The sequence below is a fragment of the Catellatospora chokoriensis genome, from assembly GCF_011297315.1.
Taxonomy (GTDB): Bacteria; Actinomycetota; Actinomycetes; order Mycobacteriales; family Micromonosporaceae; genus Catellatospora; species Catellatospora citrea.
Genome location: NZ_JAAOTI010000004.1, coordinates 78,968 through 95,603, shown reverse-complemented (window position 1 = coordinate 95,603; position 16,636 = coordinate 78,968). Strand labels below are relative to the sequence as shown.

General features: G+C 71.1%; 18 protein-coding genes. All 18 read right to left on the bottom strand.

The genetic code is table 11. From position 1 onward, the window contains the following. Positions 1-30: 30 nt before the first annotated feature. Positions 31-699, bottom strand: coding sequence for a hypothetical protein (locus tag HAV39_RS07630; protein ID WP_191838485.1), 669 nt, complete (start codon positions 697-699; stop codon positions 31-33). An 80-nt stretch (positions 700-779) separates the two neighbouring features. Continuing rightward, a complete protein-coding gene (locus HAV39_RS07625) occupies positions 780-1,514 on the bottom strand; it encodes an AIM24 family protein (protein ID WP_120317681.1) in 735 nt (244 codons plus the stop codon). Positions 1,515-1,649: 135 nt separating this feature from the next. Beyond that, positions 1,650-2,003, bottom strand: coding sequence for a metallopeptidase family protein (locus HAV39_RS07620; RefSeq protein WP_191838484.1), 354 nt, complete (start codon positions 2,001-2,003; stop codon positions 1,650-1,652). A gap of 2 nt (positions 2,004-2,005) precedes the next feature. Beyond that, positions 2,006-2,962: a prephenate dehydratase gene (gene pheA / locus HAV39_RS07615; protein ID WP_191838483.1), complete on the bottom strand. Its 957-nt coding sequence runs from the start codon at positions 2,960-2,962 to the stop codon at positions 2,006-2,008. Between the two features lie 211 nt (positions 2,963-3,173). Continuing rightward, positions 3,174-3,704 (bottom strand): hypothetical protein, encoded by a 531-nt coding sequence (locus HAV39_RS07610; RefSeq protein WP_191838482.1) that lies wholly within the window; start codon positions 3,702-3,704, stop codon positions 3,174-3,176. Positions 3,705-3,741: 37 nt separating this feature from the next. After that, complete coding sequence (locus HAV39_RS07605; RefSeq protein WP_120317685.1) at positions 3,742-4,170, bottom strand: transcriptional regulator; 429 nt, start codon at positions 4,168-4,170, stop codon at positions 3,742-3,744. An 11-nt stretch (positions 4,171-4,181) separates the two neighbouring features. Next, positions 4,182-4,916, bottom strand: coding sequence for a hypothetical protein (locus tag HAV39_RS07600; RefSeq protein WP_239120456.1), 735 nt, complete (start codon positions 4,914-4,916; stop codon positions 4,182-4,184). Between the two features lie 283 nt (positions 4,917-5,199). Then, complete coding sequence (locus tag HAV39_RS07595) at positions 5,200-6,078, bottom strand: DUF5926 family protein (RefSeq protein WP_120317686.1); 879 nt, start codon at positions 6,076-6,078, stop codon at positions 5,200-5,202. Positions 6,079-6,111: 33 nt separating this feature from the next. Then, positions 6,112-6,516 (bottom strand): ATP-binding protein, encoded by a 405-nt coding sequence (locus HAV39_RS07590; protein ID WP_308440465.1) that lies wholly within the window; start codon positions 6,514-6,516, stop codon positions 6,112-6,114. Positions 6,517-6,524: 8 nt separating this feature from the next. After that, on the bottom strand, positions 6,525-7,748 hold the full coding sequence (locus HAV39_RS07585) for a sensor histidine kinase (RefSeq protein ID WP_239120457.1): 1,224 nt from the start codon (positions 7,746-7,748) through the stop codon (positions 6,525-6,527). 60 nt (positions 7,749-7,808) lie between these two features. After that, complete coding sequence (locus HAV39_RS07580) at positions 7,809-8,582, bottom strand: glycerophosphodiester phosphodiesterase (RefSeq protein WP_239120470.1); 774 nt, start codon at positions 8,580-8,582, stop codon at positions 7,809-7,811. A 38-nt stretch (positions 8,583-8,620) separates the two neighbouring features. Then, positions 8,621-8,956 carry a rhodanese-like domain-containing protein gene (locus tag HAV39_RS07575; RefSeq protein WP_191838481.1) on the bottom strand — a complete coding sequence of 112 codons (336 nt, stop codon included), beginning with the start codon at positions 8,954-8,956 and terminating at the stop codon, positions 8,621-8,623. Between the two features lie 125 nt (positions 8,957-9,081). Continuing rightward, on the bottom strand, positions 9,082-10,302 hold the full coding sequence (locus tag HAV39_RS07570; RefSeq protein WP_191838480.1) for an LCP family protein: 1,221 nt from the start codon (positions 10,300-10,302) through the stop codon (positions 9,082-9,084). A 75-nt stretch (positions 10,303-10,377) separates the two neighbouring features. Then, positions 10,378-11,616, bottom strand: coding sequence for an LCP family protein (locus HAV39_RS07565; protein WP_191838479.1), 1,239 nt, complete (start codon positions 11,614-11,616; stop codon positions 10,378-10,380). Positions 11,617-11,667: 51 nt separating this feature from the next. Continuing rightward, entirely contained in the window at positions 11,668-12,948 is a 1,281-nt protein-coding gene (locus HAV39_RS07560) for an LCP family protein (protein ID WP_239120458.1), read from the bottom strand. A gap of 123 nt (positions 12,949-13,071) precedes the next feature. Beyond that, entirely contained in the window at positions 13,072-14,541 is a 1,470-nt protein-coding gene (locus HAV39_RS07555) for an LCP family protein (protein ID WP_191838478.1), read from the bottom strand. 95 nt (positions 14,542-14,636) lie between these two features. Continuing rightward, positions 14,637-15,137: a flavin reductase family protein gene (locus tag HAV39_RS07550; RefSeq protein ID WP_191838477.1), complete on the bottom strand. Its 501-nt coding sequence runs from the start codon at positions 15,135-15,137 to the stop codon at positions 14,637-14,639. A 91-nt stretch (positions 15,138-15,228) separates the two neighbouring features. Then, positions 15,229-16,632: a dihydrolipoamide acetyltransferase family protein gene (locus tag HAV39_RS07545; protein ID WP_191838476.1), complete on the bottom strand. Its 1,404-nt coding sequence runs from the start codon at positions 16,630-16,632 to the stop codon at positions 15,229-15,231. Between the last annotated feature and the right edge of the window lie 4 nt (positions 16,633-16,636).

Genomic DNA, 16,636 nt, shown 5'->3' with positions numbered 1-16,636 from the left:
AGCGTACCGGCCCGCGTTCGGAGCTTCGCGTCAGTATTGCCGTAAGAACGGCGCGGCGGTGGTGACCGTCAATTCGATGTCGCCCGACCCGTGGTCGTCGCGCTCGGCGTCCTCGACCGCGGCATGGCGGCCGACCGCCGGCGCGGGCTCGTGCCGGTGCGCGGACAGCATGGCGAGCCCCAGCAGGGCCACGGCGGCGAGCGCCGCCCACATGCCGCGGCCGGGACTGGAACTGAAGCGCGAGAGCAGCTCGGAGTTCATGAACCCGCCGAAGGTGCGCGGCAGCTCGCTGGTCGAGCTGAGCACGCTCGCCGCAGCCGCGAGCACCATGACCAGCACGGCCGAGGTGCCGAGCGCGGCCACCCGCGCGGTCGCCCGTGCCGCGACCGGACCGAACAGCGCCACCGCGGTGGCCGCGCCGAGCAGCATCAGCCCGCCCAGGTAGGGCGTGCCGCCGGTGGCCGCCCAGACCGAGTTGGTCACGTGCGGAATGCTGGCGAAGTACTCGTCGCCGGAGCGGGTGGTGTCGATGATCTGCCACTCGCCCACCAGTGACGCGACCGCCGCCGCGCCGCCGAGCACGGCGAGGCCGGTGGTCAACCGGGTGTCTGTCGTCATCGCACGCCAGCCGGGGCGGCGGCGGGTCGCCGGAGCAGCCGTGGCCGGGCCGAACTCCAACACATCGAGTTCCTCGGACATGGGCGCATCATGCCACGCACAGATGAAAAAGCAGGCCCCTCCCGAAGGAGGAGCCTGCCGTCACGAACCCGTGCGCCTGCTCACTGGCCGAGCAGGCCGCCCAGCAGGCCGCCCTGCTGCTGCTGGCCGCCGCTGCCGCCGGCGATGCCCGCCGGGGGCTCCTCGGACGGCTGCACCACGACGAAGCCCTGGCCCTGGAAGCTCATGGTGAAGGCCTCACCCGTGCTGCGGCCCAGCAGCGTGCCGATGCCCAGCTGCTCGGCGCGGTGGTAACCGGTCTGCAGGTTGGCCGACCAGCAGATCGCCGCCTGGGGGTCGGCGTAGGTGGGCGCGTCCACGGTCAGCACGACCGGGGTGCCCTTGGTGGTGATGGCGATCCGGCCCTGGCCCGAGAAGACGCAGTTGAACAGGCCGGCCGCGGAGAACATGCCCATGCCCTGGACCATCTTGATGTCGTAGTTCAGCGTCGACTCGAAGGCCAGCACGTTGGTGCCGTTGACGCTGAGGGCGTCGCCGGGACCCAGGTCGATCAGGTGCACGTCGGAGGCCCGGTCGGCCAGGAACACGTCACCACGGCCGGTCAGCTTCATCAGCGGCACACCTTCACCGGTGATCTTGCTCTTGAGCCACTTGGCCGCGCCACCGGAGCCGAGCGCCTGGAACTGCACCTGGCCCTGGTAGGCAACCATCGCACCGGTGCGCGCCATGACCTCGCCGTTAAGCTCGATCTTCAGCATCTTCGAGTTCTGCAGCGTCAGACCAGGAGTCGCGGACTCCTTCTCCAGGTTCTCGGCAGCGAAGAGTGCGCTCTGCATGTCGTCATCCTCCATAGAACGGGGGCGGAGAAACGCACCGAGCGTAGTTGACCTGCACAAGAAACAGCGTCGTGTTGGTGACTCACCGGCAAAGGTCAGGGTGAAGATCGGGGAAATCACGGGGTATCCGCAGCGTCAGCCCCAGCCGAGCTCGTGCAGGCGGTCGTCGTCGATGCCGAAGTGGTGCGCGATCTCGTGCACCACGGTGACCGCGACCTCCTCGACGACGTCGTCGTCGGTGTCGCAGATCCGCAGGATCGGGTGGCGGTAGATGGTGATCCGGTCGGGCAGCACCCCGGCGTAGTCCCAGCCGCGGGCGGTGAGCGCGTGACCCTCGTACAGGCCGAGCAGCTCGGGCTCGCCGGGCGGCGATTCGTCCTCCACCAGGATGACGACGTTGCGCATCAGGTTGAGCAGCTCCTGCGGGACCTCGTCGAGGGCGTCGGCGACCAGCTCCTCGAAGCGTTCCCGGCTCATCTCGACCGGCATGGTCAGGACAGCTCGCCCCGGCGCAGCCGGCCCAGCCAGGCGGCGGCGTCGGTGTAGTCCGGGTCGGACAGTCCGGCCGGCGGCGGCACCGGCCGCTCCGGGGCCGCGCCGGGCATGCCCGCCCGGGGGTACGAGCCGAGGAAGCGCACCCCGGCGCAGATCCGCCGCAGGCCCTGCAGCGCCTCGCCGACCCGTGCCTCAGCGACGTGACCGGTGCAGTCGAGGAAGAAAACGTAGCGGCCGAGCCGCTCGCCGGTCGGGCGGGACTCGATCCGGGTCAGGTTCACCCCGCGGACGGCCAGCTCGGTCAGGACCGCCAGCAGCGCCCCGACCCGGTCGTGGGAGATCCACACGGCAAGCGAGGTGAGGTCGTTGCCGGTCGGGTCCGGCGGCGTGCCCGGCCGGGACAGCAGCACGAAGCGCGTCGCGGCGTCCGGGTGGTCGGCGATCTTGTCGGCGAGCCGGCGCAGGCCGAACCGCTGGATGGCGATCGGCGCGCAGATCGCGGCGTCGAAGTCACCCGCGGCCACCCCCGCCGCCGCGGCCCCGTTCGACAGCACGTCGACCACCGTCGCGTCCGGCGCGTACGCCCGCAGCCAGCCGCGGCACTGGGTGGACGCCTGCGGATGCGCCGCGATCGACCGCACGTCGGCCAGCGCGGTGGTCGACCGGGCGGCGAGCACGAACTCCACCGGGATGACCACCTCGCGGGTGATCACCAGCGGGTCGCCGTCGACCAGTTCGTCCAGGGTCACGCCGACCGCGCCGCCGATCGAGTTCTCCCACGGCACGAGCGCCGAGTCGGCGTCACCTGCCCGCACGGCCTCCAGTGCCTCGGGAACGCTGCGGGCCGGCGTCCGGATTCCCCGCTCGGCTGCCGGGATCGTGAGCAGTGCCTGCTCGGCGAAGGTGCTCTCGGGGCCGAGATAGACGAAGCGAGTGGGCGGGACTCCAGGCATGGCCCCAGCGTAGCCACTGGCGCCCTCCTCCGCGGGCGCGGCATTCGGCTGAACTGCTGGTGGCCGCCTCCGCGCCCACGGCGTTCGGCCTCGGAAGCCTCCCTTACCCGCCGGTCGCTCGTCCGCTGCGCGGACTTCCGCTCCTGGCGGGTGCGGTCGGCGGCCGAATGCGGTTGTGGTCGCTGCCCTGGTCCTTGCCGTTCCTCCCTTGCTAGCAGCCGGCGGCGATGCGGATGCCGGGTGGGGCGAAGTTGCGCACCTCGACCGTGCAGATGTCGGTGCCCGCGGTGACCAGATCGAGCGCCGTGGGCGCGCCCTTGGTGACGACCTGCAGCGGCTCCCGGCCGGGCACGGTGAGCTCGGTGTACTGCCAGGTGCCGGCGCAGACGGGCGGCCTCGTCACGGTGATCGTGCCCGAGGCCGGCAGGATCGACGACTTGCGGCGCACGGCGGCGACGACCTGTTCGCCGGAGGGGCGGCCCTGGCAGTCGGTGACGGTCAGTTCGGGGAAGGGGCCGGGGCTGCTCGGCGGGGCCGAGGGCGGCAGGCTGAAGCTGGGCGGCAGGCTGGGGCTGGGGAGCAGGGTCGCCGCACCGGGTGACCCGGACGGCTGCGGCACGGTGTCGGGTCTGGGCTGCAGCTCGGGCGGCACGCCGCAGCCGCTGAGCAGAGCCGCGCCGACCAGGCACGCGGTGGCGAGGGGCAGGGCCGGGTTGGACGGACGGGTTGGACGCAGGGGCATGGGCAACGAGACTAGCGCGCGTCGGCCGTACCCGCGGTCATACCGCGGCGAAGAAGCTCAGCGAGCCGACGACCTGGCCGCCCTGCCACAACGGGGTGGCCACGGCGTCGAGGGTGCGGCTGGGCGCCCCCTGCGGCGCGCGCACCCGCAGCAGGCCGCGCGCGGGCCGCTTGGAGGTGAGCGCGAGCAGTGGGGGGATCTGCTCGCGCTCTGCTTCTCCCAGCTCGTTGCCGGCGGCGGTGAAGTCGATCAGGCACAGCACGTTGAGCACGTGGTGGCCGGCCAGCTCACTGGGGCGCTCCACCGAGAGCAGCCGGACCCAGGGCGTGGAGGCGGCGACGATGACACCGTCGGCGTCGATGACCAAACACGACTCCTCAGCCGAGGAAACCGGGACCGACCAGCTGTGCAGCGGGTCGACGGCGATCGGCTCCAACGGGGAGAGGGAGAGCTCGATGTGGGTCATCGCTGCTCACGTTACCCGCGCGCAGTGCCCTTGTCACCGGGGGTCGCACCCTCCGGATGCCAGGTGTAACCGCTGCCCGCGGCGTATGGCTGATTGACCCAGATCGCGGGGTTGCGGGCCACCTGCGACAGCTTCTCGGCGGTCGTGCCGGTGATCCGCCGGCCGGTGGAGTCGAGCACCTTGTCGAGCTCGCGATACGAGGTGACGATGCATTCCTTGGGCAGGCCGTTGACGCTGATGGGTCCACTGCCGACGAACGCGAGCACGGCGAAGACCTTGATGTCCTGGCCGACCGCGGCGGAGATGGCCTTGGCGGCGCGCTTGGCGTCCCGCCTGGCCTGCGAGATGTACGGCGGCCGGCGGCCGCTGATCTGCACCACGTCACCGGCGATGAGCACGCGGCTGCGCCCGTGCTGCGCGATGCAGACGCTGAAGATGCCGCCGGGACCGATGGCCAGGAAGCCTGCGTTGGAAGGCTGGGGCTTGGCCGGGGCGGCGGCCGGTGCCTGACTCGTGAGCAGGGCGTGCGGCCACTCGATGACGTGCCAGTCGCGGCCGAGGCGGTGCACCGCGCGGTCCTCGGCGGCCGACATGCGCCGCACGGCGCGGTCGGCGCGGCGGCGGCGGGCCCAGTCCACCGGGGAGGCGGGCGGCTGGGCGGTGTCTGGTCCTGACGGCACCGGCAGGCTCGGGGAGCGTCCGAAGGTCGGGCGCAGGAAGGGCGCACGATCGGGATAGACGGTCATGGTGTGCCTCCGGGTGGAACAGACACGCATTGAGTTAGGTGTCCCTTACCGTACGTGTTCGCTCATCGATGTGTCAGGGGACAAATCTGGCACTCAGCACGAATGAATGGATGAATGTCCGATTCAGCTTCATTCCCTGGGGCTCATGCGGCCGGTCCGCCGTCCACGCGACGGCGTGATTCTCACGTGCCCGTCGCACGTGGGGTGAGCACATCGTGGGACACGGCACCGCCCGTGCCACCGGAGCAGCACGGGCGGGCGTAAACGTACGTGAAAGGGCAGGTCAGCGCAGGGTGAGCTGGCGGCCGAGCAGGCCCTGCCGCGCGCGGCGCTGGTCCGGCGTGAGCGGGGAGTCGTCGGCCTTCGCCGCGGCGTACCGTGCCGCGACCGCGGCCAGCGACTCCTCCCAGGCCCCGGCCTCGGGGGCCGAGGGCAGGTCCCACACCGGGACGAGCAGGCCGTGCGCCCGGAACATGCCGGCGAACTTGGTCTCCTCGGTGAGCTTGAGCTCGCCCGCCGCGCTGAGCCGGGCCAGCGCGTTCAGTGCCACGTCCTCGCTGTCGGGCAGCACCCAGCGCACGTGCGACTTCTCCGGCACCCGGCACCAGTACGCGGCGGGCGCGGCCGCCATCCGCACGGTGGGGTAGACCGAGGCGTTGGCGGCGTCCAGCGACGCGGACACCTCGGCGTCACGCTCCTGGTCGGCGTCGAGCCAGAAGTCGAAGCCGTCGTGCACCGTGATCTCCAGCGGCGCGTCGACGAGCAGGTCCGCGAGGCGCGGACCCTCACCGGGCAGCGGGGGCACGTTCACCGGCGCGCCGGGCTCGCCCTCTAGTGCGCACAGCAGCGCCACCGCCAGGTCGCGGTTCACGTCGCCGGAGCGCTCGTGCCGCTGCAGGCCGAGCAGGATGCGGCCGTCGGGCTTGGTGAGCGCGGGCCACGCCATCGGCAGGATGGTGGCCAGTGTGACCTTCCGGTCGCCGTACTTCTCGACGTAGTCCGGGGCCAGGGTGAGCGGGGCGGTCGCCGCGGGCACCAGCTCGCGCAGCGCCACCAGCTCGGTCTCGGCGGCCAGTCCCGCGAACGGGCGGGCCACGAAGACGTCACGCACCTTCGGCTGCTTGGGCTGCTGCTTCTTCTCGAGGCGATTCTTCTTACTCATCGACCGTTCCTAAGCTCGGCGTCGGATCACCGGTCAGCTTAGTTCCGCCCAGACGCTCTGCCCGAGACCGTCCCGCTCGACACCCCACCGGACGGCGAGCGCATCGACGATGGTGAGGCCCCGGCCGTCCGGGTCCTCGGCTCCCGCCGTGCGGGGCCGGGGCAGCTGCTGCGCCCCGCCGTCGGTCACGCGGACCTCGATGACCTGCTTGGCTTCGACGGTGCGCAGTCGCCAGGCGAGCCGGACCACCCCGCCCGGGAGCGGCTCGGCGTGGCGCACGGCATTGCCGACCAGCTCCGCGGCGACCGAGACGACATCGGCGAGCAGGGACGGTGTGACGGCTCCGGCGAGGGCGGCGGCGAGGCGGTGTCGCGCCTGCTGCGCGCCGCGCGCGTGGTGGGGCACCACCACGCACCAGGCTCGCTCAGCGACAGCCATCGACACGATCATGCCTCCCCGGATGCGCGTGCATCCCTCTTCACGTCACCTCGCGGCAGCCGTACCTCTGCGACCGTACCTCCCCCATCCCGGGGACGTAAGGACACCCATCCGTTTTGTCGTTCAATAGTCTTTCGGACGAGATAAAGACCCAGACCGGCACCACCGTACCGCCGTCCGTCGCCGCTGTCCGCCTGCCAGAACCGCTCGAACACCTGGTGAACCTGTTCGGGGGCGATCCCTATCCCCCGATCGAGTACCTGGAAGAACACCGTGCGCCGGTCGTCGCCGGCGGTCAGCACCACGGTCTGCTCGCGGGCGGAGTACTTGTCGGCGTTGGTGGCCAGCTCGGTGAGCACGTTCGGGATGGTGGCGCGGTCCCCGTAGGCCAGCGGCAACCGCTCGGGCAGTTCCAGCCGGAACCGGCGGCGCAGATCGGCGGGCAGGTTCGCCGCCGCGTGGCGAAGTGCTTCGACGAGGTCGAACGGGCCGGGCGACAGGGTGCCGACCGCCGTGTCGGTGCTCGCCGCCAGCAGCCGGTCGACCAGGCGGGCCAGCTCGTCGCTGCGCTGACCGATCACCCGGGCCGCCTCGCGGCGGGCCTTCTCGTCGAGCTGGCTCCAGTGGTCGCGCAGCGTGTCCGCGTACCCCTTGATGACGGTGACCGGCGTGCGCAGCTCGTGGCTGGTGACGGCGATGAACAGCTCGCGGTCGGCCAGATCGTCCCCGGCGTGCTGCACCGGCAGCCCGGCCCGCTCGGTGTAGAGGCGGCCCACGGTCGCCCCGAGCAGGGCCATCACCGCGAGCTGATCCGGGCCGGCCGGCCGGTCGTCCGGCATGAACGCGCCCAGCACGGCGGGTGTGCGCCCGTCGATGTCGATCCGGTGCAGCAGGATCCACCGGCTGCCCAGCGACACCATCTGGTCGGAGGCCGCGTCGTCGATGGCGTCCAGCTCCACCCGATAGGTGGTCGGGCCGGGACGCAGCACCGCGGTCACGACCTCGGGCTGGACCGGGCGGCCCAGCGCCCAGTCGGCGCTGCCGGTCGCGGCGATGACGCGGCCCGCGCCGCCGGAGTCGTGCAGCTCGGACAGGGCCATGCCGGGCACGCCCAGCGCGTACTGGCCGAGGTGCAGCAGGCGGTCGAGGGCCGGCAGGCCGCCACGGCCGGTCACGGGGTCGTTGATGAGCGCGGCGATGCCCAGCGTCAGCTCGCGGTACGCCACCTCCACATGCAGGATCCTGCCTGCCGGAGCCGGTGCGCGCCAGCGCTGTGACCGATCAGTGATGATTCAACGACCGAGGTGTGCCAGCACCTCTGCCGGGCGGTCCGTGATGATGCCGTCGACCCCCAGCTTGAGCAGCAGGTCCACGTCGTCCGTGGCGTTGACGGTCCACACGTAGACCTGCTGGCCGCCGGCCTTCAGCCGCCGCACCAGGTCGGGCCGCCGCCGCACCAGCTCCAGACCGGGTCCTGCGATGCGGGTGCCGAACGGCAGCCGCCGGATCCGCAGCCCCGGTGGCAGCAGGTCCATCAGCTGCACCGTGGGCAGCGTCGGCAGCAGCTCGCGAGAACGGCGCACCGCCAGCGGGGAGAACGACATGACCGTCACCCGCACCGGCGCGTCGGGGGAGGCGCTGGTCAGGCCGTGCCGGTTCAGCACCGCCCGCAGCCGGTACTCCACCGCCTTGCCGTAGCGGTTGGGGTGCTTGGTCTCGATCAGCAGGCGCACCGGCCGCCCGGCCTGGCGCGCCGTGTCGAGCAGCTCCTCCAGTGTCAGCACGCCGGCCGGCTGCCCGCTGGTGTGCCAGGACCCGAAGTCGAAGGACCGCAGCTGGGCCAGCGTGTACGCGGCCACCGGCCCGCGCCCGTCGCTGACCCGGTCCAGCCGCCGGTCGTGCACACAGACCAGGTGCCCGTCACGGGTCAGGCGCACGTCGCATTCGACGCCGTCGGCGCCCTCGCGCAGCGCACGGGCGTACGCCCCGAGCGTGTGCTCGGGCAGCGCGGCCGACGACCCCCGGTGGGCGAACACCAGCGGGGACGGGTCGGGGGTGCGGCTCAACGCCTTCTCCTCGGGTGGGACGGGTCGTTCGCGCACGGCTAGATGATCTGCGGCGGCAGGCCCTCGTCGGTGACCACCGGGCGGCCCGCGGCGGCCCAGCCGATCATGCCTCCGTCGACGTTGGTGACGTTGTCCCAGCCCTGCTGGCGCAGGTACGCCACGACCTGTCCGGAGCGCCCGCCCACCCGGCAGAGCACGAAGACCGCCCGGTCCTGCGGCACCTCGGACATCCGGGTCGGGATCTGCATCATGGGCAGGTGGACAGCCTCGGGCGCGTGGCCGGCGGCCCACTCGTCGTCCTCGCGGACGTCGAGCAGGAAGGCGCCGGCGGGCACCTCGGCAACGGTGGCGGTGGGGATCTGCGCAGCGAACACGCCTGCAAGTGTAGAGGTCAGGCTCGGCTCAGGAGCCCGTCGGAGTGGCCGTCCGGTGTACAGCCGGAGCGCAGCGGAGGCTGGACGACCGGTTAAGGCCGCGTAGCGGGCTCCGCATGTAGAGGTCAGATCGAGTTGACCCATTCCGGATGCTGCTGCACCCAGGTGGCCAGGTCGGCGTCGCGCATGGCGCGGAACAGGTCCTCGGCCCCGTCCCGCAGCAGCACGTACGACACCCCGCCGACACTCTGCACGTATGACGGCACGCGGATCCCGGTGAGCGAGTCGGGCCGGATGTTGCGCAGCGCAACGATCAGATCGGTCAGTGTTGCCTCACCGGTGTCGAGGGTCAGCGAGTGCCCGATGCCGCGGATGAACTGGTCCAGCTTGACCGGATTGCGGGTGACCCCGCTGTCCAGCGCCTTGCTCAGGATCGCCTTCACCAGCTGCTGCTGGTGGCGCTGCCGGTCGAAGTCGCCGCCGGGCAGACCGTAGCGCTGCCGCGAGTAGTCCAGTGCCTCCGCACCGTTCATCTGCCGGCAGCCGACGGTGAACAGGCGCTTGGTGTGGATCGATCGCAGCTCGGTGTCGACGCACATGTTCACCCCGCCGAGGCTGTCGATGACCTGGGTGAACCCGCCGAAGTCGACCACCGCGGCGCCGTCGAAGCGCATCCCGGTGAGCTGGGTCAGGGTGGCCGACAGCAGCTGCACCCCACCGCTGCCGCCGCCGCCGAACTCGAACGCCGCGTTGATGCGCTGCCGCGCCCCGCCGAACGCGGTGCCGCCGAAGGCGGGGATCTCCACCCGCAGGTCACGCGGAATCGAGATGACGTAGGCGTGGTTCAGCTCGCGATCCACCTGGACGACGAGGATGGTGTCCGAGCGCTGCCCCGCGTCCGGGTTGGCCGAGCGCAGGTCGGAGCCGATGAGCAGGTAGTTCAGCGGGCCGCTGAGCCGGCGCCAGCCCACGTATGCGTCGCCGGTGTCCCGGGCGCTCGGATCGAGCAGCACGTCGCGGCTGATGCTCGACTCGTAACGGTGGACCAGTGCCTGCCCGGCGACGAGCCCGCCGCCGGCCAGCAGCACCAGACCCACCAGGATCGCGGCCAGCGCCTGGGGCCAGCGCCGGGTACGGCGGCGCGGCGGGACCGGCGGGCTCGTCGTGCGAAACGCCCGGGCGGCGTGGTGGGTGTTGCGGCGCTCGCGTGCGGTCTCCGGCCAGCCGAGTCCGGATCGAGGCGAGGCGTGCCCGGGTGCGGCCGCCGTGGGGGGAGGCCAGCCGACGCCGGTGATCCGGGTCGAATCCCTCCCGCCGCCGTCGGAACGCCACACGGAGCTGGCCATGCCGCCTCCCCGGGAGCAAGAAATCCTCACTCTCAGCGTATGGACCGCTCACTCCGGGAGGCGTTGAATCCGAAATTACTTCTCGTTGTTGACGACCTCAGGGTGCAGAAACACGAAGTTGCCCAGTTTGTCATTCTTCGCGGCGCGGAACATGTCCTTGGTCGTCTTGTCGAGGCCCTCGCCCTGGTACTCGCCGTTGACCATGACGCTCTCGTAGGTGCCCGCATTGGTCTTGAGCAGCACGAGGTCGGTGCCCGCCAGGTCCTTCATGGTGAACAGGAAGTCGGTGACGCCCATCCCCTGGGGCAGGCTGAGCAGCATGGACTTGCCCACCGCGGAGATCAGCTCGTTGACCTTGCCGAAGTCGGTCAGCACGCCGACGGAACCGGCCTTCTTCGCCATCGCCTTGATCAGCTGCTGCTGGTGGCGCTGGCGGCCGTAGTCACCGGAGTCGTCCGGCAGGTAACGCTGGCGCGCGTAGTCCAGGGCCTGCCAGCCCGCCATCTCCGAGCAGCCCGGCTGGTGCAGGAACCGCGGGTTGCCGGTGCGGCGGGCGTAGCTGTCCGCCTCGTGGTCGTTCGCGATGCCGCCGATGTATCTCGGCTGGCCCTTGACGACGAAGTGGTGAATCGACTTGGTCGGCGCTTCCACGCACATGGGCACCGTGCCGAGCGCGTCGATGAACGTCTTGAAGCCGCCGAAGTCGATGACCGCCGCCGCCTCGAACGTCATGCCGCCGGTCAGCTTGCTGATGGCCTTGGCCGCCGACTTCAGCCCGCCCCGCCAGTCACCCTTGCTGCCCAGCCCGTTCGTGAACGCGCCGTTGATGCGCTGGTCGGTGCCGGGGACGTCCGTGTCGCGCGGCACCGACATCAGGTACGCCTGGTCGTGGTTCTGCGACACGTGCAGGATCAGGATGGTGTCGGAGCGGGCGTTCGTCGCCTCCTGGCCCTCGCGCGTGTCGATGCCCAGCAGCAGGATGTTGAAGGCCCCGACGAACGCCTTGCCTGTCGGCGCGGCGGGCTCGGCCGAGGCCTCCGGGTCCACGAGGTCGTCGCTGCGGGACACCTGGATGCTGCTCTCGAGGTTGCCGACGACCGACTTGACCCCGATGATCGCCGTCCCGGAGGTCATCATCAGCAATGCGCCGAACGTGATCGCCAGCTTGGCCGCCAGCGGTGCGCGGCGTCGCTTCTCGCGTTCGGGGGTCTCGGCAGCGGGCGGGTCCGCGTCACCCTGTTCGGGGGCCTGTTCCGGGTCCTGCAGCGGAGTCGTGCCGTGCTGCTCGTCGGTGTCGAGGGTCGATGTGGCCACGTGGCTTTCCAGGTCCGGTGCGTCGTGTCGGTCGCCGTGGTGGGGGCGCGGTCACTTCTCCCTGTTCACGAACTCGGGGTTGAGCAGCGTGAACTGCCCCAGGGTGTCGTTCTTGGCGGCCCGGAACATCTGCATCGTGCTGGAGCTGATCGCCTCACCGCCGCTGCCCGAGCTGTTGTACCAACCCGCGTTCGTCTTCAGCAGCACGAGGTCGGCCCCGGCCAGATCCTTCAGGGAGAACATGAAGTCGATCAGCGGCACCCCGTGCGTGTCCAGGATCATGGACTCGCCGACGGCCTTCATCAGGGCGTTGATCTTGTCGAGGTCGGTGAGCACGCCGCTCGAGCCGGCCTTCTTCGCCATCGCCTTGATCAGCTGCTGCTGGTGGCGCTGGCGGCCGTAGTCGCCGTCGTCGAGCGACTTGCGGATGCGCGAGTAGTCCAGGGCCTCCCAGCCCGGCTTCTCCCGGCAGCCCTTCTTGTGCACGTACTCCTTGCCGATCAGGCCGAGTCTGTGCTCCACCGACTTGTTGTCGCTGCCCGAGCCGGCGACGTACTTCGGCTTGCCGTCGATCATGAAGTAGTGGCTGGACTTGGTGTCTTCCTCGACGCAGACGTTCACCGTGCCCAGGGCGTCGATGATCTTCTTGAAGCCGCCGAAGTCGATGACGGCTGCGCCGTCGAAGGTGACACCGGTCAGCTTGGTGACCGTCTTCGCGGTCAGGGCCAGCCCGCCGGCGCGGCCGCCACCGTTCTGCGCGCCGAAGTAGAAGGCCGCGTTGATCTTGTCGCTGCCGCCGCCGTACTTGGTCTTCGGGTTGCTCGGGATGTCGACCTGGGTGTCACGCGGGATCGACATCAGGTAGGCCTGGTCGTGCGTGGCCGGGATGTGCAGCAGCAGCACGGTGTCCGCGCGGGCGTTGTCGACGTCCTGGGTGGCACGCGTGTCGATGCCGAGCAGCAGCATGTCGATCGGGCCCTTGAGGTCGTTGCCCGCCGGGCCGCTGTCGACCTTGCCCGCGTCGCCCAGGACGTCGACCACGGAGACGTTCTCCGTGAGGTTGCCCTCGAACGACCTGATGCCGACGATCGCGCCGCCGGCCACCATCATCAGCAGGGCGCCGACGGTCAGCGTCAGCTTCGCCCAGAGCGGGGCGGCGCGCTTCGTCTTCTTCCGGCCCTTGCCCTTGGCCTTGCCCTTGCTCAGGGAGTGCCCGGTCTTTCGGCCGGCGGGCTCGTCGTAGGCGTCCGCATAGGGGTCCGCGGACTGCCGGCGACTCCGCTGGCTCGGCACGGTGTTGCTCGCACCGCCTCGCCGCTGCTTGTTCGCCACGCGTCCCCCCGGGGGTCTGGTGAGTCGTAGACCGGGCCACTGTAATAGCTCGGCCTGCGACACCGCGAGGACGCATAGACCAAATCGGATGGATTTAGACCGATTTGTGAGTAATTTTCGTTGCTAGTTATTGACAGACGGCGACGGCGGCGGGCTGACGTTGGTCTCGTACCACTGCTTCATGGCGTCCTTGCCGACCGCCTCGTACAGGGCGATGGCCTTCTCCTTGTCGGAGACGACCACGCTCTCCCCGCCGACCATCTGGCTGCCCTTGTGCGGGCTGGTCAGGAAGATCAGGTCGTCGCTGCGGATGCCGCGGAACTGGATGGCCATGTCGATCAGCTTGAACTCCTGGTCGACCGTGACCGCGCTGGTGACCGCCCCGAGGAAGTCGTTGAGCTTGCTCGGGCTGGTCAGGATGCCGCCGCTGGCGGCCTTGTCCAGCAGGGCCTTGAGCAGCTGCTGCTGGTGCCGCATGCGGGCGAAGTCGCCGTCGGGGAACTGCTTGCGCTGGCGCGCGTAGTCCAGCGCCTCCGCGCCGTTGAGGTGCATGGTGCCCTTGGTGAAGGTGCGCTTGGGCTTGTGGATCGAGGTGATGGTTTTCTCGATCTTCATGTCCACGCCGCCGACCGCGTCGACCACCTCGGTGAAGCCGCCGAAGTCGATCAGCATCACGTGGTCCATCCGCACCGACGTGTAGCACTCGACCGTCTTCACCAGCAGCGGCATGCCGCCGAACGCGTACGCGGCGTTCAGCTTCGCCTTGCGGGTGCCGCAGTCGGTCGCGGACGCGTCCTTCGGGATGTAGACGTGCAGGTCTCGAGGCAGCGAGATGAGGTAGGCCCGGTCCTGGGAGGACGGGATGTGCATGATGATCATGGTGTCGGTGCGCCACTGCCCGCCCTGGTCGGTGGGCGCGTCCGGGTCTCGCGAGTCGCTGCCCACCAGCAGGATGTTCTGGCTGCCGTTGACCTTCTCCGGCCGGCCGCCGGTGAGCGCCGAGAAGGGGTCGGTGCGGGCCAGGTCGCCCTCGACGCTCTTGGCGTAGAGCCATGCGCCGCCCAGGCCGAGCCCGCCGCACAGCGCGAGCGCGATCACGGCGACCAGCGCGATCCGGCCCCACTTGGGCTGGATCTTCTTCTTGGCGGCGCCGTACGTGTTGCCGGCGCCCGCCACCGGCACCCGCGCCGAGCTCGCGCCGCGCCCGCGCGACGAGGCGGACGACGGCCGCGCCGAGCCCGACGGTCCGGTCGGCACCGCGGCCCGCCCGGTCGTGGCCCGTGCGGCGGCACCGCGGCCCGCCGCCTTGTCGTCCGCAGCCTTGCCATCCGACGAGCCACTGGAGGCGGCACGGCCGTAGACGCGCGCGGACGGCGTGCCCTTGTCGCCCGATGACCCGCCGACTGACGGATAGGGGCCGGTGGGCAGGTTGGCGAAGCCGCCCGGGGGTGGCGTCACCGAGGCACGGCCGACCGACGCCCGGCCGGTGGGGCGCTGTGCGGGCGTGGCCTGCGGCGTCGAGGACGCGTCCGCGGCCCCGCCGTCCCCAGCCTGGGGGGTGGCCTCGGGTTCGTCAGGCGTCTGCTGGGACATGAGAACCAGCCTACGAGGCGTCTGCGACAACCCCCGGGTACGCGATGATCGTGGCGCGGCAGGTCACAGGCCGGTTGCCCCGTGAACCGCCTTGATCACGACAGTGTCGTGTACCTGCCACGGTGGTGCAGCAGCGGTGGCACGGCGTCACCGAGCGTGATCTCCACCAGGCTCGCCTCGACCAGCAGGCCCCAGCCGAACGGCCGGGAGCCGTCGAGCCGGCAGCCGGCCCAGGTCCCCGCGCCCACCGGGATCGGCCCGTACGGCGTCTGCGTCCAGGCCTCCTGCTTGAACAGCCCGCCCGGCGCGGGCATCAGCCCGGCGAACCGGTCGGCCAGCTGCCGGTGCGGCTCCCCCAGCGGTGTCACCGCGAACACGCCCGCCCGCTTGATCGCCGGCCACAGCTCCGACTCGTCGTCGACGATGCCCAGCAGCCGTCCTGGGTCGCCGTCCGCGACCAGCGTCGACGACACCGTCAGCCCGGCCGGCCCCGGCGCGGTCCACAGGCACACCGTCATGCCGAAACGACCCCGCAGCCGGCGCACGTTGCTGCGCGCCGACTCCGGGGTCGCGAACGGATCAGTGTCATGGATCATGACGTTCGGCTCCTCAGGACGATCTCGCACGGGCCGGTTCCGGCACGGGTGCGCCGTGCCCGCGGTCCACGCGAGATCGTCCCATCAGAGATCAGGTCCAGGCGAGGAACATCGCCTCGGGGTCGGCCAGGAAGGCGCCGATGTCCCGGAGGAACTTCGAGCCCAGCTCGCCGTCGATGATGCGGTGGTCGAACGAGAGGCCGAGCGTGGTCACCTGGCGGAGCTTGACCTTGCCCTTGTGCGCCCACGGGGTCTCCCGCACCGCGCCGAAGGCCAGGATCGCGGCCTCGCCCGGCGGCAGGATCGGGGTGCCCGTGTCCACGCCGAACACGCCCACGTTGGTGATCGTGAACGTGCCGCCGGACATCGCCGACGGCGGCGTCTTGCCCGACTTCGCCGTCGCCACCAGGTCGGTCATCGCGTCGGCCAGCTCCCGCAGGGACAGCCGTCCCGCGTCGGCGATGTTCGGCACGATGAGGCCGCGCTCGGTGGCCGCGGCGATGCCCAGGTTCACGTAGTCCTTGACCACGATCTCCTGCGCCGCCTCGTCCCACGACGAGTTGACCATCGGGTGGCGCTTGGCGGCCAGCAGCACCGCCTTGGCGACCAGCAGCAGCGGTGAGACGCGCACGTCGCGCCACTCCCGGTCGGCCTTGAGCCGCTCCAGCGCCTTCATCGACCGCGTCATGTCGACCGTCAGGAACTCGGTGACGTGCGGAGCCGTGAAGGCCGAGGCGACCATGTTGGCGGCGGTGAGCTTGCGTACCCCCTTGATGGGGATCCGGGTCTCGCGCTCGCCCGGGATCATGACCACCTGCGCACGCGGCGCGGCGGCGGCCGGGGCCGCCAGCGCGGCCTGCACGTCGTCGCGGGTGATCGAGCCCTGCGGGCCGGTGCCCGTCAGCGTGGACAGGTCCACGCCCAGGGTCCGGGCCAGCATCCGGACCGGCGGCTTGGCGAGCACACCGTGCCCGTTCGTCGCCGGCGCCGTGGCAGCCGGAGCCACCGGGGCAGGCGCGACCGGCGCGGGGGCCGGTGCGGCCACCGGAGCCGCGGCCACCGGGGCCGGAGCCGCAGGCGCGTCCTTGCGGGCGCGGCGCTTGGCGGCGGTGACCCGCGGGCCGTAGCCGACCAGCACCGCGGTGCGGCCGGACGCCGTGGTCTCGCCGATCAGCCCGCCGGTCGCCTCCGCGGCCTTCTCGGCCTGCGCGGCGGCGCCCTGGGACATGTCGTCGGCGACCGGCGCGGACGGGCCGCCGGTGTCGATCGAGATGATCGGGGAGCCGACCTCGACCACCGTGCCCTCAGGCACGAAGATCTTGACGACGGTGCCGGCCCACTTCGCCGGGATCTCGACCGCGGCCTTGGCGGTCTCCACCTCGACGATGGGCTGGTTCAGCTCGATGACGTCGCCCTCGGCGACGAGCCACTTGAGGATCTCGCCCTCGGTGAGACCCTCACCGAGGTCGGGCAGGGGGAACTGGTTGATCGCCATAGGT

Coding starts and splice junctions, on each gene's coding strand:
- HAV39_RS07600 (WP_239120456.1), bottom strand. CDS start 4,916: ATGACCGTCTATCCCGATCGTGCGCCCTTCCTGCGCCCGACCTTCGGA.
- HAV39_RS07620 (WP_191838484.1), bottom strand. CDS start 2,003: ATGCCGGTCGAGATGAGCCGGGAACGCTTCGAGGAGCTGGTCGCCGAC.
- HAV39_RS07550 (WP_191838477.1), bottom strand. CDS start 15,137: ATGATCCATGACACTGATCCGTTCGCGACCCCGGAGTCGGCGCGCAGC.
- HAV39_RS07570 (WP_191838480.1), bottom strand. CDS start 10,302: ATGGCCAGCTCCGTGTGGCGTTCCGACGGCGGCGGGAGGGATTCGACC.
- HAV39_RS07630 (WP_191838485.1), bottom strand. CDS start 699: ATGTCCGAGGAACTCGATGTGTTGGAGTTCGGCCCGGCCACGGCTGCT.
- pheA (WP_191838483.1), bottom strand. CDS start 2,962: ATGCCTGGAGTCCCGCCCACTCGCTTCGTCTATCTCGGCCCCGAGAGC.
- HAV39_RS07545 (WP_191838476.1), bottom strand. CDS start 16,632: ATGGCGATCAACCAGTTCCCCCTGCCCGACCTCGGTGAGGGTCTCACC.
- HAV39_RS07610 (WP_191838482.1), bottom strand. CDS start 3,704: ATGCCCCTGCGTCCAACCCGTCCGTCCAACCCGGCCCTGCCCCTCGCC.
- HAV39_RS07595 (WP_120317686.1), bottom strand. CDS start 6,078: ATGAGTAAGAAGAATCGCCTCGAGAAGAAGCAGCAGCCCAAGCAGCCG.
- HAV39_RS07555 (WP_191838478.1), bottom strand. CDS start 14,541: ATGTCCCAGCAGACGCCTGACGAACCCGAGGCCACCCCCCAGGCTGGG.
- HAV39_RS07625 (WP_120317681.1), bottom strand. CDS start 1,514: ATGCAGAGCGCACTCTTCGCTGCCGAGAACCTGGAGAAGGAGTCCGCG.
- HAV39_RS07590 (WP_308440465.1), bottom strand. CDS start 6,516: ATGGCTGTCGCTGAGCGAGCCTGGTGCGTGGTGGTGCCCCACCACGCG.
- HAV39_RS07605 (WP_120317685.1), bottom strand. CDS start 4,170: ATGACCCACATCGAGCTCTCCCTCTCCCCGTTGGAGCCGATCGCCGTC.